The organism is Kribbella sp. NPDC049584, assembly GCF_040675555.1.
In the GTDB taxonomy this organism is placed as follows: Bacteria; Actinomycetota; Actinomycetes; order Propionibacteriales; family Kribbellaceae; genus Kribbella.
Map to the genome: position 1 here is coordinate 998307 of NZ_JBFAPF010000001.1, position 14574 is coordinate 1012880.

Annotated in this window: 14 protein-coding genes; 8 read left to right on the forward strand and 6 right to left on the reverse strand. The window is 67.2% G+C overall.

Going from position 1 to position 14574, the window contains the following annotated elements; all coding sequences use genetic code 11:
- Positions 1-28 precede the first annotated feature (28 nt).
- Positions 29-406 carry a DUF427 domain-containing protein gene (locus tag AB0J62_RS04945; RefSeq protein ID WP_363864512.1) on the forward strand — a complete coding sequence of 126 codons (378 nt, stop codon included), beginning with the start codon at positions 29-31 and terminating at the stop codon, positions 404-406.
- On the opposite strand, the gene AB0J62_RS04950 is transcribed toward AB0J62_RS04945, so the two are convergent.
- Positions 393-1160 carry an alpha/beta hydrolase gene (locus tag AB0J62_RS04950; protein WP_363864514.1) on the reverse strand — a complete coding sequence of 256 codons (768 nt, stop codon included), beginning with the start codon at positions 1158-1160 and terminating at the stop codon, positions 393-395. The two genes, AB0J62_RS04945 and AB0J62_RS04950, sit on opposite strands and share 14 nt — an antisense overlap.
- A gap of 105 nt (positions 1161-1265) precedes the next feature.
- Here AB0J62_RS04950 and AB0J62_RS04955 point away from each other — a divergent pair, with 105 nt between their 5' ends.
- From AB0J62_RS04955 to AB0J62_RS04965, 3 genes are read left to right on the forward strand one after another with little or no spacing between them, the layout of a single operon-like run.
- Positions 1266-2048 carry a GNAT family N-acetyltransferase gene (locus tag AB0J62_RS04955; RefSeq protein WP_363864516.1) on the forward strand — a complete coding sequence of 261 codons (783 nt, stop codon included), beginning with the start codon at positions 1266-1268 and terminating at the stop codon, positions 2046-2048.
- A complete protein-coding gene (locus AB0J62_RS04960; RefSeq protein WP_363864518.1) occupies positions 2045-2578 on the forward strand; it encodes a kinase in 534 nt (177 codons plus the stop codon). The genes AB0J62_RS04955 and AB0J62_RS04960 overlap by 4 nt, the downstream gene beginning before the upstream one ends.
- Positions 2579-2580: 2 nt before the next feature.
- Positions 2581-4863 carry a helicase-associated domain-containing protein gene (locus AB0J62_RS04965; RefSeq protein ID WP_363864520.1) on the forward strand — a complete coding sequence of 761 codons (2283 nt, stop codon included), beginning with the start codon at positions 2581-2583 and terminating at the stop codon, positions 4861-4863.
- Here AB0J62_RS04965 and AB0J62_RS04970 read toward each other — a convergent pair whose 3' ends face one another.
- A complete protein-coding gene (locus tag AB0J62_RS04970) occupies positions 4864-5274 on the reverse strand; it encodes a DUF4259 domain-containing protein (RefSeq protein ID WP_363864522.1) in 411 nt (136 codons plus the stop codon).
- Between the two features lie 137 nt (positions 5275-5411).
- Between AB0J62_RS04970 and AB0J62_RS04975 the strand changes: the two genes are divergently transcribed.
- Entirely contained in the window at positions 5412-7085 is a 1674-nt protein-coding gene (locus AB0J62_RS04975; protein WP_363864524.1) for a DNA repair helicase XPB, read from the forward strand.
- Positions 7086-7200: 115 nt separating this feature from the next.
- Here the strand turns inward: AB0J62_RS04975 and AB0J62_RS04980 are convergent, their stop codons facing one another.
- From AB0J62_RS04980 to AB0J62_RS04995, 4 genes are all read right to left on the reverse strand, one after another.
- Positions 7201-8058, reverse strand: coding sequence for a type IV toxin-antitoxin system AbiEi family antitoxin domain-containing protein (locus AB0J62_RS04980; protein ID WP_363864527.1), 858 nt, complete (start codon positions 8056-8058; stop codon positions 7201-7203).
- Between the two features lie 156 nt (positions 8059-8214).
- Positions 8215-8925, reverse strand: coding sequence for an FCD domain-containing protein (locus AB0J62_RS04985; protein ID WP_238160520.1), 711 nt, complete (start codon positions 8923-8925; stop codon positions 8215-8217).
- A gap of 39 nt (positions 8926-8964) precedes the next feature.
- The gene (locus tag AB0J62_RS04990; RefSeq protein WP_363864529.1) at positions 8965-9900 is read right to left on the reverse strand and encodes a dihydrodipicolinate synthase family protein; all 936 of its coding nucleotides are present in this window, start codon (positions 9898-9900) and stop codon (positions 8965-8967) included.
- A gap of 14 nt (positions 9901-9914) precedes the next feature.
- On the reverse strand, positions 9915-10979 hold the full coding sequence (locus AB0J62_RS04995) for a sialidase family protein (protein ID WP_363864531.1): 1065 nt from the start codon (positions 10977-10979) through the stop codon (positions 9915-9917).
- Positions 10980-11026: 47 nt separating this feature from the next.
- On the opposite strand from AB0J62_RS04995, the gene AB0J62_RS05000 reads away from it, so the two are divergent.
- From AB0J62_RS05000 to AB0J62_RS05010, 3 genes are read left to right on the forward strand one after another with little or no spacing between them, the layout of a single operon-like run.
- On the forward strand, positions 11027-12649 hold the full coding sequence (locus tag AB0J62_RS05000) for an extracellular solute-binding protein (RefSeq protein ID WP_363864533.1): 1623 nt from the start codon (positions 11027-11029) through the stop codon (positions 12647-12649).
- The gene (locus tag AB0J62_RS05005) at positions 12649-13593 is read left to right on the forward strand and encodes an ABC transporter permease subunit (RefSeq protein WP_363864535.1); all 945 of its coding nucleotides are present in this window, start codon (positions 12649-12651) and stop codon (positions 13591-13593) included. Before AB0J62_RS05000 ends, AB0J62_RS05005 begins: the two co-directional genes overlap by 1 nt.
- A complete protein-coding gene (locus AB0J62_RS05010; RefSeq protein ID WP_363864537.1) occupies positions 13590-14477 on the forward strand; it encodes a carbohydrate ABC transporter permease in 888 nt (295 codons plus the stop codon). Before AB0J62_RS05005 ends, AB0J62_RS05010 begins: the two co-directional genes overlap by 4 nt.
- Positions 14478-14574 lie beyond the last annotated feature (97 nt).

Genomic DNA, 14574 nt, shown 5'->3' on the forward strand with positions numbered 1-14574 from the left:
CCCGTGGCGGGCGGGGTTGTCAGCAGGTATGGCGGACAAGACTGTGAAGATTCCTGGGCCGGACCACCCGATCACCGTCGGGAAGAACCCGGACCGTGTGGTCGTGAAGGTCGGCGACCAGGTGATCGCGGACACGCGCGACGCGCTCTCGCTGCAGGAGGCCAACTACCCCGCGGTGCAGTACATCCCGCGGAAGGACGTCGACCTCAGCCAGCTCGAGCGGACCGACCACGAGTCGTACTGCCCGTACAAGGGCGACGCGGCCTACTACAGCGTCCTCCCCGCCGGGGCGGACGGGGTCAACGCGGTCTGGACCTACGAGCAGCCGTACGACGCAGTCGCGGACATCCGCGAGCACGTGGCCTTCTACCCCGACAAGGTGTCGATCGAGATCATCGCCGACTGACGAAGTCGGTGAGCACCGGAGCGAGCAGCTCCGGCGGTACGACGTGGTGGTGGCCCGCGAGCTCGACGAGTTCGGCCGCGGGCAGCATCGTCACGATCCGGTGCGCCGCATCGACCATGAACGGCGCTGACGCGGTCCCGGCGAGCACCAGCGTCTCCGGCTTGATCGCGCGCAGCAGCTCGACCGGAGTACCAGTGCCGGTCAGGCCATGTCCCATCACCGCGAAGTCGTAGGCGAGCGTCGGCGCGCGGTCCGCCAGGCTCGGGGCGTACTCGAGCGCCTCCTGCTTCGGCATGCCCGTCATCATCAGGAACAGCTCGACCGCCTCCCGGTTCTGCCCCTCGCGGATCAGTTCGAGCACCTGGTCGCCGTCGTCCGACGGATCCACGTCATCCGGCCCGTACGGCGGCTCGTGCAGCATGACGTGCGTGAACGGCACCCCGGTGCTCGCTGCGATTGCTGCGAGGCCCGCACCGGACGAGTGGCCGTAGATGGCCGCCGTACCGCCGAGCGCCGTCACCAGTGCGGCGATGTCGTCCACCTCGCGCCGTACGGCGTACGGCGTACCGTCGCCGGAGTCACCGCGTCCGCGCCGGTCGTAGGTCACCACGTCGAAGTCGCTCGCCAGTACGTCGGCCAGCGGCCGGAGTGACTCCCGGTCGCACAACGCTCCCCCGACCAGGACCAAGGGGTGGCCGCTGCCCAGCCGGTCGTAGGCGATCGCCGTACCGTCCGCAGACGTCACTGTCTCCATGTTTGTCCTCCAATGTGGTGTCGACGGGTGTGACGTCGGAGCCGATGGGCAGCTTTCGACATATCCACTGGCCGTCGGCCGGTCGGGGTGATTCACTGCCTGGCGATGATCACCAGAGTCGACACCTACCTCCATAGCGTCCCGCTGTCCGGTGCAGTCGCCGAACAGGTCGGACCGTTCACCTTGTTCCGCAGTACGACGGTGTGGCCGTACTACGCGCGTCCGGTGCCGGGCTCCGGCGTCACGATCAAGCCGGACGATGTCGAGCTCGTGCGGGAACGCTGCGCCGAGCTGGAGATCCCGCTGAGCTTCGAGTGGGTCGTGGACACCTGTCCGTCGCTGGGACCAGCTGCAGCCGCTGCGGGCCTGACTGTGGTCGAGCATCCGTTGCTGGTGCTCGAGCGCGACGACTTCCGACCTGTCGTAGCGGATGCTCGCGTGGAGATTCTGTCCGCGGACGAGGACGTGGTCCGGCAGTGTCGTGCTGTCGCCAACCTGGCGTTCAGCGAACCGGGTACTGAGGTCGGCACCGCCGGTCCGGCTGAGCGGGACGTGGCGGCCGCGGAGACGTCGGACGACATGGTGGCGACGCTGCGGGACCGAGCGCTCCGGGGTGTCGCAGTCAGCGCCGGAGCGTTCACCGACGACGGCATGGTGGCCAGCGGAACCCACCAGCCGGTCGACTCCACCACTGAGATCGTCGGCGTCGGCACGCTGCCGTCGGCACGCCGTCGCGGTCTGGGTGCGGCTGTGACGTCAAAGCTGGTCGAGCACGCGTTCTCCAACGGAGTGGACCTCGTGCTGCTGTCGGCCGAGTCCGATGCAGTTGCGGCTGTCTACGAGCGCGTCGGCTTCCACCGGATCGGGAGCGCTGGGGCAGCCGAGTGACGGGCAGCTCAACCTCGCGCCTCGTCGTACTGCGCGGAAACTCGGGTTCGGGCAAATCCACCACGGCCAAGGCCCTCCGCGAACGCCTCGGCCGTGGCACCGCCTGGATCGAACAGGACCATGTCCGCCGCATCCTGCTCCGCGAGCATGACCTCCCAGGCGGCGTGAACATCGGACTGATCGACCTGAACGCCCGCTACGCGCTGGACCACGGATACGACGTTGTGCTCGAAGGCATCATGCATGCCGGCCGGTACGGCGACATGCTCCGCCGGCTCACGGCCGATCACCTCGGCATCACACTGCACTACTACTTCGACATCCCGTTCGAGGAGACTGCTGCCCGGCATGCGACGCGGGAGCTGGCTCGAGAGTTCGGTGTTGAGGACATGCGGGAGTGGTATCGCGAGCGGGACCTGCTGGACGGGGTCGAGCAGACCGTGATCGGTCCGGACAGTGCACTCGACGAAACCGTGGGCCAGATCCTGACCGACCTTGGGGTGGAGACCAGCGGGGCCGTACCGTTGTAGGGATGAGCACTACCGAGCCGACCCGCCCCCGTACCCTCGCTGAGGCGCTACGGACCTGGGACGACGCCGGGCTCGGTGAGCTGCTACGACGGCGGCCCGATCTGGCGCTGCCGATTCCTGCGGACACCGGCCAGCTGGCGGCGCGGGCGACGAGCAATGCGTCGGCTGCGCGGGCGGTCAACCGCCTGGACGAGTTCGGTGTGGACCTGCTGGAGTCGCTGTCCGCACTGCCGGAGCCGGTCGACCTGGAGGCGCTGGCGCGGGGTGTGGGTCAGCCGGTGGAGGTAGTCCGCCCGCGAGTGACCGAACTGTTGGACCTGGCACTGGTCTGGGGCACGGAGGACGACCTGCGGCCGATCCGTGCGGTGCACGAGCTGCTCGGTCCGACGCCTGCCGGGCTCGGTCCTGTCACCACACGGCACTTCGGTGATCTGGACAAGCTGATCGACGAGGCCGGTCCGGATGCGCGGGCCGTACTCGACAAGCTGACCTGGGGTCCCCCGACCGGTTCGGTGGAGAAGGCCGAGCGTCCGGTGACGATCGCATCGGCCCGTACCCCGGTCGAGCGGTTGCTGGCGCGCGGTCTCGTCGTACCGAAGGATGCGAACACGGTCGTCTTGCCGCGGCAGATCGGGCTGCATCTACGCGGTGGACGGGTGTTGGCGTCGACCAGGCCGGTGCCGCCGCCGCTGGACGGCAAGAAGGTGTCCGCCACGATCGCCGACCGGGCTGCTGCGGGTGCCGCGCTCGACCTGGTGCGGCTGGTTGACCGAGCGCTGGAGCAACTGGGGACCGAGCCGCCGCCCGTGCTGCGGACTGGTGGCATCGGTGTCCGTGAGCTGCGCAACGTGGCCGGGAAAATCGGTGCGGAGGAGCACAACACCGCAGCGGTGCTGGAGATCGCGTACGCCGCTGGGCTGGTTGCAGCGGTCGAGGTTGGCACCAGCGAGCTGTGGTTGCCCACCGGCGCGTACGACGACTGGCTGGAGCTCGATCTGGCGCATCGGTGGGCCCAGCTCGTCATTGCGTGGTTCTCCGGGCTGAGAGCGATCGGACTGATCGGGCGACGGGACAGTGGCGCTGGTACGGCGGCTGCACGAGAGCGGCTGATCAATGCGCTGGCTCCGGACCTGGAGCGGTTGCTTGCGCCCGAGATCCGCGTACTCGCGTTGCAGGCGTTGGCCGGAGCCGGTGCTGGTACCGCGCCTGCTCCGGAGACTGTGGTCACGTGGGTCGCGTGGCATCGGCCTCGGCGTGGCGGGCAGTTCCGGGACGACCTGGTCGAGTGGAGCGTGTCTGAAGCGGCCCTGCTCGGACTGACCGGTTTGGGTGCGTTGGCGAGTCATGCGCAACCGCTCCTCGGTGCTGAGCCGACGGCTGACGAGTTGGCCGAGGCGATCAGTCCGCTGATGCCGGAGCCGGTGTCGGAAGTGCTGCTGCAGGCGGACCTCACTGCAATCGCTCCTGGTCCGCTGGTACGCGTTGTGCAGGACGAGCTCTCAGCAATGGCAGACGTCGAGTCGGATGGCGGCGCGGGCGTCTATCGGTTCAGTGAGAGTTCGGTGCGGCGCGCGTTCGACCTCGGACGTACTGCGGAGCAGTTGCACGCGTGGTTGGTCGAGCATTCGCGTACTCCGGTGCCGCAGCCCCTCACGTACCTGATCGACGATGTTGCGCGACGGCACGGCGTACTGCGACTCGGCACGGCATCGACGTACCTGCGGTGTGACGACGAGACCGTGCTGACCCAGCTGATCAATTCGAACCTGCCTGGTGTTCGCTTCCGTCGGCTGGCGCCGACCGTGGTCGTGTCGCCGTCCCCGCCGGACATGGTGCTGAGCCGACTGCGTGACGCCGGGTTGGCGCCGCTGGCGGAGACGTTCGACGGCGCGCTGCATGTGACGGGTACGCCGCGACGTGGCGAGGCTCCACGTCGCCGTACCAGCAGAGACTTCAACGAGAGCGCGTTCGACCTGACCGACGACCAGGTGAAGGCCGTCATCGAGAAGGTCCGCGCCGGCGACCGCATCGCCGCCGAACGACCCGGCGACCAGGGCCTCGTCGAACCAGCAGCCCCCGCCGAGACCATCGCCGTACTCACCAACGCCGCGGAGTCCCACGGCCGCACCTGGATCGCGTACGTCGACCACAACGGCACCTCGTCCGAACGCATCGTCGAACCCGTCCGCGTCGCCGACGGCTGGCTGACCGCCTACGACGACACCACCAACACCCCCCGCACCTACGCCCTCCACCGCATCTCCGCGGCGAGGGCGGTGGAGTAGTCAGCCCAGCCGGGTCAGCAAGTCAGCTGCCGCTGCCTGCCAGGCCTCGTAGTCAGCCGGCTCGGCATCTTGCCAGAGCTCGAGCAGCTCGGACTCCCCGCTGCGAACTCGCTCGACAGCTGCTTTTGCCACGTCCTGCAGCTTGACCAACTCGGGGTGCTGAGCCACCCACGCGAGACCCGCCTCGCTGTACGAGCTAGCAGGCAACCCACGCCCCAACGCCGCCGCAACCAGCTCCGCCGCAGCCAACACCTCAGCCCCCGGACCGCTTTCCAGGTACTCGTCCGCCCCGAGCCCGGCTACGTCCCGCAGCAGCCCTTCGACCTGTTCTACCGTGCCACCCTCGGCCAGATTCCCCACCCAGTCCGCTGCGACGTCGTTCCCGAACACCGACGCATCCCAAGCTCCCATGCCAGCGCAATCTACAGCGATCGGGTCGCCCGTCGACACGCTCAGGCACAATCGAAGGTCCGCTCGGAGCGGGCTGGAGGCTCGGGAAGGAGCTTGAGGTTGTGAGGGTGGGGGTGTGAATTGACCGCTCGGGCACAATGGAGGGTCGGGGCGAGATTGAGGAGCAGCGGGTGACAGACGGTCCACTGATCGTGCAGTCGGACAAGACGTTGTTGTTGGAGACCGCGCATGCGGACGCCAACGAGTGTCGGAAGGCTATTGCGCCGTTCTCCGAGCTGGAGCGGGCGCCGGAGCATGTGCACACCTATCGGCTGACGCCGCTGGGGTTGTGGAACGCGCGGGCCGCGGGGCACGACGCGGAGCAGGTGATCGACGTACTGCTGCGCTACAGCCGCTACCCGGTCCCCCACTCGCTGCTGGTCGACATCGCCGAGACGCTGGATCGGTACGGGCGTCTGCGGCTGGAGAAGCACCCCCAGCACGGACTGGTGCTGGTGACGACCGACCGTCCGGTGCTGGAGGAGGTGCTGCGCAGTAACAAGGTCAAGCCGATGCTGGGCGCGCGCATCGACGACGACACCGTGCTGGTGCACCCGTCCGAGCGCGGTCACCTCAAGCAGACCTTGCTCAAGCTCGGTTGGCCCGCTGAGGACCTGGCCGGGTACGTCGACGGCGAGGCACACAAGATCGAGCTGGCGCTGGACGGCTGGGAGATGCGTCCGTACCAGCAGCAAGCGGTCGACTCGTTCTGGCACGGCGGCTCCGGTGTCGTCGTACTGCCCTGTGGAGCCGGCAAGACGATCGTCGGCGCGGCTGCGATGGCGCAGGCGTCCGCGACCACGCTGATCCTCGTCACGAACACCGTGTCCGCGCGGCAGTGGAAGGATGAGCTGCTCCGGCGGACGAGCCTGACCGAGGAGGAGATCGGCGAGTACTCCGGTGCGCGCAAGGAGATCCGCCCGGTCACGATCGCGACGTACCAGGTGATGACGACGCGCCGGAAGGGCGTCTACACGCACCTGGAGCTGTTCGACGCCCGCGACTGGGGCCTGATTGTGTACGACGAGGTGCACCTGCTGCCCGCGCCGATCTTCCGGATGACCGCCGACCTGCAGACCCGGCGCCGGATCGGTCTGACCGCGACGCTGGTCCGCGAGGACGGCCGCGAGGGCGACGTGTTCTCACTGATCGGCCCGAAGCGGTACGACGCTCCGTGGAAGGACATCGAGGCGCAGGGCTGGATCGCGCCGGCCGACTGCATCGAGGTGCGGGTGGATCTCGAGCAGACCGAGCGGTTCGTGTACGCGACCGCCGAGCCCGAGGACCGCTACCGTCTGGCCGCGTCGACACCGGCGAAGTCCAGGCTGGTACGCCGGATCGCCGACCATCACGCGGGTGAGCCGCTGCTCGTCATCGGTCAGTACATCGACCAACTGGACGAGCTCGGCGAACGTCTCGAGTGCCCGGTGATCAAGGGTGAGACGACGGTCCGCGAACGCCAGCGGCTGTTCGACGCGTTCCGGCACGGTGAGATCACCCGGCTGGTGGTCAGCAAGGTCGCGAACTTCTCCATCGACCTGCCCGAGGCTTCGGTCGCCATCCAGGTCTCCGGCACCTTCGGCTCCCGCCAGGAAGAGGCCCAGCGGCTGGGCCGGGTCCTCCGCCCCAAGGGCGACGGCCGCACAGCCCGCTTCTACTCGATCGTCGCAAGAGACACCATCGACGCCGAATTCGCCGCCCACCGCCAACGCTTCCTAGCCGAACAGGGCTACGCCTACACGATCGTGGACGCAGAGAACCTGTTCGCCTGACTCCTGAATCTGCATCTCGACAGGACGTGTCGGCTGAAGAGAACGATTGCCACGCTGGGCGCGCGAGGCGTGGCCGGGATTTGAGGGACACCTCCTGTCGAGATGCAGGAATTCCTCAGGCGAGCCGCTGGGCCAGCGCCGCACGAATGGTTGCCACCACCCAGGTCGGGTCGCCGATGATCTGTTCGTACGTGAACCGGAGGACCAGCCAGCCGGCCGCATTCAGCTCGTCGTAGCGATAGCAGTCGGCCGCGAAATCCCGCCGGGAACCGTGGTACTCGAAGCCTTCGGCTTCCAGTACCAATCTGGCCTGCTGATGTCCCAGGTCCACCCGTGCGCAGAAACCCTCGTGCGTCACCAGAAGTTGCGGTTCGAAATCCTCGATGCCTTCGATGATGAGCAACGCCCTGAGCATCGATTCCAGGAAGCTGCCGGACAGTGCCGTCGCGGCGGTCGCCACCTGGCGAGCGTTCGGACAACCGGCGCCCCGCAGCGCGACGGCACCGGCAAGCAACTCCTCCGAGTGCAAGCGCCCGGTCGCCAGCGCTGCGTCGGCGACGGCAAGTCCCTCAGCGAACGGCAGCATTCGCGAACAGTCGAGAACAGTCCTCGACAGCGAGGTGATGCGATCCTGGCGCTCGCCGGAACTGACCTCGGCCCAATGCAGCACAGCGGGCGGCCCAGGACGTGGACGTCGGCGCGGCGGGACCATCACGTGCGGCTTCTCGGGCCTTACCAGAAGAGGCAGACCCAGAGCATCCGCCGCACTCACGTGTGACAGTACTCCGTCATAGGCGAGCACCGCCGCAGTATCGGCCGGAAGGCCAGGCAACGCGTAGATTCCCGCCGCGATCCGCTCGATCTCACCGCGCTCGAGGGCCGTGGCAACAGCATGGCGAGAGGCCGCCCCGGTGAGGTCAGCGAAGGTAGCCCAACCACCCCGGTGCAGCAGGAACTGGGCGAGCGATTGCATCCCAGGATCGTGCCTGACATCGACCGGCTGCTGCGTTGGTTCATCCACAGGCGACATCCCGACAGGAGGTGTCGGCCTCCGGCCGTCATCCCACCGCTCAGCGGACCCGCCGATTCCTCACAGTGGACGTATACGTCCTGTCGAGATGCAGATAACTCACTCCCCTAGGCGGGTGTGGATGCCGTTGAAGTGGCTCTTCATGGAGTGGGCGTAGGTGTCTGGGTTGGCCGACTCCAAGGCATTGAGAAGGTCTCGGTGCCAGGCGGCGGCGTCGGCCGGGGTGTAGCGGGCGCCGGGGAGGCGGGCGTCTACCTGGGCGAACGTGCGCCAGAAGACCGACAGTAGGTCGATCACTAGAGCGTTGCCCAGCGGCTCGTAGAGCGCCTGGTGGAAGGCCCAGTCCTCGTCGGGGAAGTACTGGCCCTCGGCGGCCTTGGCCTCCATGCGCTGGACGATCGGCTCCAACGCGTCGTACCCGTACTGCTTGAAGTGGGCGACCACGTCGTCCGCCAGGCCGACCTCGATGGCCTGGCGGACCTCCAGCACGTTCTGTACGTCGCGGAGGTCGCCGGCCATCGACTGTGACATGCGGAAGGCCAGCCCGTCCTCGAGGGACTGCAGGTTCACCTCGCCGACGTACGTCCCGTACCCGTGCCGGATCTCGATGATCCCGACGGCCTGCAGTGCCTTCATCGCCTCGCGGAGCGGGTGCCGGCCGACGCCGAGCTGCGCCATCAGCTCCTGCTCGTTGGGCAGCGGGTCACCCGCCTTCAGCCCGCGCTCCAGGATGTACGACTTCATCGCATCCCGGATGAAGGACTGGTTCCCCGCCGCACCTCGTGCCCGGCTGAGCCCACCCGTCGTCACTGCCGGCCTCCCTTAGGTCGGACACCCCCCTCGAACCGCTCAGTGTAATCCGGCGCGGTCGAGGAGCGGCCGGACCGCGGCGATCTCCGTGTCGTTCAAAGGAATGCAGGGGTACGCCGTCACCGGGCAGTCGATCACGCCGAGCAGATGCAGCCCGGCCTTGAACGCACCCAGTGCGGCCGAGCTCGCACCCATCCTCGTCCGGTCCGCGACGTTGATGATGTCGAAGAGGCGGAACAGCCGGTCCTGCTCGGCCCGGGCAGCCTCCGCGTCACCACCGACAGCCGCCTTGAACAGCCGGACGTAGCCGGCCGGGTCCACGTTGCCGAGGCCGGGTACGACGCCGTCCACGCCGAAGGCCAGTGCGGAGTCGACCGTCACCTCGGAGCCGGTCATGATCGCGAATTCGTCCAGCTGCTTCTCGCGGCGGGAGAGCACCAGCTCGCGCAACGACGTCTCCTGGCCGGACGAATCCTTGACTCCGGCAATCACGCCCTGCTCTCCCAGAGCCATGACGACGGAGGCCGGGAGCTTGGTGCCGACCCGGGACGGGATGTCGTAGGCGTAGAGCGGCACCTCCCCCGCCAGACCAGCCAGCTTGACGAAGTGGCGCTCGATCTCGGCGCGATGTGTGGCTGCGTAGAAGGGCGCGGTGGCGACCAATGCGTCGACACCTGCCTTGAGAGCGGCGGAGACATGCGCGGCGACCCGGTTGGTCGACGTGTCGATGACGCCGGCCAGCACCGGCACCTGTCCGGCCACCTCCGCCACAGTCGTCTCCAGCACGACCTGCCGCTGCTCGTCGGTCAGGAACGTGCCCTCACCGGAGGTGCCGAGCACGAACACCCCGTTCACACCCCCGGCCAGCTGGTACTGGATCAGCCGCGCCAGCGATGCGGTGTCGACGTCGTACGACGGTGTGAGTGGAGTGACGAGCGGCGGTACGACGCCAGTCAAACGGGCGGATGCGGTCAAGGGGTCTCCCAACCTCAAAGGGCGAATGTGGCAAAGCGCAAGGTCGCGAACGAGGACGTCTCACCGGCCTCGTAGAAGATGCCGACGGACCCGTCGGCCAGCAGCGCCAGATCGGAATACCCGGCCATGCCCTCGTGCACGACCAGCGCCGGCTCCCACGACACACCGGCGTCCTCGGACACGAAGATGGTCAGCTCACGGCGGGACGTCGGGTTGACCGGTGTCGACAGCAGCAGCCGTCCATCAGGCAGGCAGACGACGCTCCCCTGGATCACGGGCGCCGTGATCTCAGGGATCCCGGCGTACGGCGCATCGAGGGTCTGACCGCCGTCGGACGACCAGGCGTGGACGCGGGCGGGTCCGGTGCCCTGGTGGTTGCGGGCGTTGAAGTAGAGCCGTCCGTCGGGCAGCTCGGCGACGGTGGTCTCGTTGGCGTTGATCTCCGCGCCGTCGTTGCGACCGACGAAGCCCACGGACCAGTTCACACCACCGTCGTCGCTGTAGATGCAGTGCCCGCCGTTGAGCCGGATCAGGTCGTCCACCGGCTCGGACGGCACATGGGAGTGGTTAGCCGGTACGACGAGACGCCCCGAGCGCAGCGTGATCCCGTGACACGGCCCGGTCGCGTACCAGCCCCAGTCCGCCGGCTTCACCTGCGACGTGATCTCCACCGTCGGGCTCCAGGTCGCACCGTCGTCCGACGACCGCTGCACGAACACCCGCCGGCCGGACTCCGGATCGGTGCCACGAGCCAGCGACATCTCGACAGCGTCGGCGCCGTTCTCCACCGTCACCAGCACGACGTCGCCGGACACCGGGTCGAACAGGGGCACCGGGTTGCCACAGGTCTTGCCGGCCTTCGCCGACACCACCTGCGTCGGCAGCCAGGTCTGCCCGCCGTCCAGCGAGCGCCGCAGGACGATCTCGATCTCGCCCGCGTCGCCGGACCCGTGCAACCGTCCCTCGCAGAACGCGAGCAGCAGTGAATCCTGCACGACCACGGACGGGATCCGGAACGTGTGATAGCCGCTCCCCGCGGGGTCGAAGACGATTTCCATCGCGCCGACTCTTGAAGACATAGGACGTACTATGTCATGGTGTGGCCCTCCGATGGAAGTGAGGCCTCATGCCAGTCAGCAGAAGATCTTTCCTCGGCGGCGGCCTGGCCGCCGCCGCTGTCGCGGTCACCGGTACGCCGCTGCTGGCGGGGTGCGCGTCGGACAAGAAGAACACCGCGGCCGCCAACTCGGCGGTGAAGCTCCCGACGTACACCAAGTACGGCGAGATCAAGCCGGACCTGCCCGGCACCGACGTGGTGCTGGACGGGTTCCTGAAGTACCCGGCGAACCCGGTGAAGGCGATCTCCGAGGTGCCCGGCGACGGCAAGCCGATCACGTTCATGACCAACATCCCGGGCGCGATCCCGCCGTCGGTCGACAAGAACCAGTTCTGGCAGGAGCTGAACAAGCGGCTCGGCTCCGAGCTGCAGATCAGCATGGCGTCGAACGACGAGTACAACGACAAGTTCGCCACCCGGATCGCCGGCGGCGACCTGCCGGACATCCTCAACGTCCCGCCGGGCACGCCGCAGATCCCCGGACTGCTCAAGGCCAAGGCGATGGACCTGACCGAGCACCTGTCCGGCGACGCGGTGAAGAAGTACCCGTTCCTGGCGAACATCCCGAGCCTGTACTGGAAGGGCTGCGTCTTCAACGGCGCGATCTACGGCGTCCCGGTGCCGCGCGGCATGTCGCGTACGTCGCTGCCGCTGTACCGCACCGACCTGCTCGCCGCGAAGGGCATCAAGGACCCGGCGCCGAAGAACTTCGAGGAGTTCTTCGACCTCTGCAAGGAGATGACCGCGGCGAAGGAGAACCGCTGGGCGTGGACCCGCGTGCCCACGTCGTACCTGCGGATGATGCTCGGCCTCCCGAACAACTGGAAGGAGGAGGGCGGCAAGTTCACCTCGGTGTACGAGGTGGACGGCAACGAGGACGCGCTCGAGGCGGCCCGCAAGATGGTGGCTGCCGGCGTCATCAACCCGGACACGTTCAGCGCAAAGGCAGCGGCCCGCAAGCAGTGGTTCAACGGCGGCACCGCGGCGTTCGACTACGACAGCTTCGTGGCCTGGAACCAGTACTACTCCGACAACACCGCCGGGGACGCGTTCGGCGTCAACATGCTCGACGTACCGGGCTTCAGCAGTGGTGACGGCAAGGTGTGGATGGGTGCGGCGCTGAACAACGTCACCGCGTTCAACAAGTCCACCAAGCACTCCGTGGAGACGCTGCTCAAGGTGGCGAACTGGATGGCCGCACCGTTCGGCACGGAGGAGTACCTGTTCCGCAAGTACGGCGTGGCGGGCCGGCACTACACCCTGCAGGGCACCGACCCGGTCCCGACCAAGACCGGTGTCGTGGAGACGGGTATCGGCCTGCAGTACATCTCCGACTCGACGCTGGCGCTCTACTGGGCCGGCAAGCCCGACGTACCGCAGAACCAGCACAAGATCCAGCAGAAGATCGCGGACCGGCTGCTGTACGACGCGTCGTACGGCCTGTACTCCGAGACGATGTCGAAGCAGTGGGGTCAGCTGACCGGCGTCCTGACCGACCTGGAGAACCAGATCGTGCAGGGCAAGAAGCAGGTGTCGGAGTGGGCGCCCGCGGTCAAGACCTTCCTGTCCTCGGGCGGTGAGAAGATCCGCGGCGAGCTGCAGGACGCTTTCACCGCGACAGGCGGGAAGTAATGCTGCAACGAACCTCCAAGCGCCCGCAGCAGCAGCTGAGCCTCGGCCGGCGGCTGCTGCGGGACCGCGTCCTGCTGCTGTTCGCACTGCCAGGCTGTGCGCTGATCATCGTGTTCCACTACGTCCCACTGCTGGGCAACGTGATCGCGTTCAAGGACTACCAGCCCTTCCTCGGCATCACCAGCAGCGACTGGTCGGGCTGGGAGAACTTCAGCGTGATCTTCAACGGCGACCCGGCGTTCCTGCGGGCGCTGAAGAACACGCTGATCCTCACCTGCCTGCAGTCGATCTTCGTGTTCCCCGCGCCGATCCTGCTCGCGCTGCTGCTGAACTCGCTGTTCTCCGAGCGGATCAAGCGGATCGCGCAGAGCATCCTCTACCTGCCGCACTTCATGTCCTGGGTGATCGTGGTCGCGCTGTTCCAGCAGATGCTCGGCGGCAGCGGGTTGCTGAACAACTACCTGCGCTCCCACGACCTGGCCACGATCAACATCATCGGGAACTCCGAGCTGTTCCACGTGCTGCTGACCTCGCAGATCATCTGGAAGGACACCGGGTGGGCGACCATCCTGTTCCTGGCCGCGCTGTCCCAGATCGACTCGCAGCTGTACGAGGCGGCGAGTGTGGACGGCGCGAGCCGGATGAAACAGCTGTGGCACGTCACGCTGCCCGGACTGCGCGGGATCATCATCCTGCTGTTCATCCTGCGGCTCGGTGACTCGCTGACGGTCGGGTTCGAGCAGATCATCCTGCAGCAACAGGCGGTCGGCCGGGACGTCAGCGAAGTACTGGACACGTACGTCTACAACAACGGCGTACTCGGTGGCGCCTGGGGCGTGGCCGCGGCGGTCGGACTGGTCAAGGGCGTCGTCGGCGTGGTCCTCGTCCTCACCGCGAACAAGGTCGCCCACATCTTCGGCGAGCAAGGGGTGTACCAGCGATGAGTACCAAGATCGTCCAAGGCGTGCCAATGCCCGGCTGGCCGATGCGGATCTTCAAGGGTCTCGTGCTGCTGGTCTTCTGCGCGGTCGTGATCATCCCGTTCGTCGGCGTGATCTCGACCAGCGTGGCGCCGAACAAACAGATCAACGAGTCCGGCGGCCTGGTGCTGTTCCCGAAGTCGGTGAACTTCGCGGCGTACGAGTCGCTGTTCGCCGGCGGCGTGGTGACGCAGGCGCTGTTCGTCAGCATCTTCGTCACCGTCGTCGGCACGCTGCTCAGTCTGACCGTGTCGTGTCTGCTGGCGTACGCGCTGGCACGGCCCAGCTTCACGGCCGGGCGGCCGATCCTGCTGATCGTGCTGTTCAGCATGCTGTTCTCGCCGGGCATCATCCCGACGTACCTGACCGTGAAGGGCGTCGGGCTGCTGGACAGCATCTGGGCCCTGATCGTGCCGACGATGATCAGCGCGTTCAACGTCGTCGTCCTGCGGGCGTTCTTCATGAACCTGCCGAACGAGATCACCGAGAGCGCCCGGATCGACGGCGCGGGTGAGCTCAAGACGTTCACGTACATCGTGCTGCCGCTGTCGAAGGCGGTGCTGTCCGTGATCGGCCTGTTCTACGCCGTGGCGTACTGGAACGCGTTCTTCTCCGCACTGCTCTACCTCAACGACTCCAAGCTCTGGCCGTTGCAGCTTGTACTGCGGACGTACGTCATCAACGACACCCAACTGGGCAGTGCCGAGCTGGGCACCGAACTGCTCCCGCCGCAGGCCTCGATCCAGATGGCGATCCTGGTCGTCTCGATCGTGCCGATCCTGGTCATCTACCCGTTCCTGCAGCGCCACTTCGCGAAGGGCGTTCTCACCGGAGCCGTCAAGGGCTGATCACAGCTCCGTCTCAAAGCACGTTTCGGGGGTTGCCCAGGGCAACGCCAGGGTTGCGCCTGGGCAAACCCTGTGGGAACGGCAGGTACCGTCGAAA

Excerpts from the sequence above, each read along its gene's own strand:
- AB0J62_RS05005 (WP_363864535.1), top strand. The coding sequence starts at position 12,649 with ATGCTGCAACGAACCTCCAAGCGCCCGCAGCAGCAGCTGAGCCTCGGC.
- AB0J62_RS04955 (WP_363864516.1), top strand. The coding sequence starts at position 1,266 with ATGATCACCAGAGTCGACACCTACCTCCATAGCGTCCCGCTGTCCGGT.
- AB0J62_RS04950 (WP_363864514.1), bottom strand. The coding sequence starts at position 1,160 with ATGGAGACAGTGACGTCTGCGGACGGTACGGCGATCGCCTACGACCGG.
- AB0J62_RS05000 (WP_363864533.1), top strand. The coding sequence starts at position 11,027 with ATGCCAGTCAGCAGAAGATCTTTCCTCGGCGGCGGCCTGGCCGCCGCC.
- AB0J62_RS05010 (WP_363864537.1), top strand. The coding sequence starts at position 13,590 with ATGAGTACCAAGATCGTCCAAGGCGTGCCAATGCCCGGCTGGCCGATG.
- AB0J62_RS04945 (WP_363864512.1), top strand. The coding sequence starts at position 29 with ATGGCGGACAAGACTGTGAAGATTCCTGGGCCGGACCACCCGATCACC.
- AB0J62_RS04995 (WP_363864531.1), bottom strand. The coding sequence starts at position 10,979 with ATGTCTTCAAGAGTCGGCGCGATGGAAATCGTCTTCGACCCCGCGGGG.
- AB0J62_RS04980 (WP_363864527.1), bottom strand. The coding sequence starts at position 8,058 with ATGCAATCGCTCGCCCAGTTCCTGCTGCACCGGGGTGGTTGGGCTACC.
- AB0J62_RS04975 (WP_363864524.1), top strand. The coding sequence starts at position 5,412 with ATGGAGGGTCGGGGCGAGATTGAGGAGCAGCGGGTGACAGACGGTCCA.
- AB0J62_RS04970 (WP_363864522.1), bottom strand. The coding sequence starts at position 5,274 with ATGGGAGCTTGGGATGCGTCGGTGTTCGGGAACGACGTCGCAGCGGAC.
- AB0J62_RS04965 (WP_363864520.1), top strand. The coding sequence starts at position 2,581 with ATGAGCACTACCGAGCCGACCCGCCCCCGTACCCTCGCTGAGGCGCTA.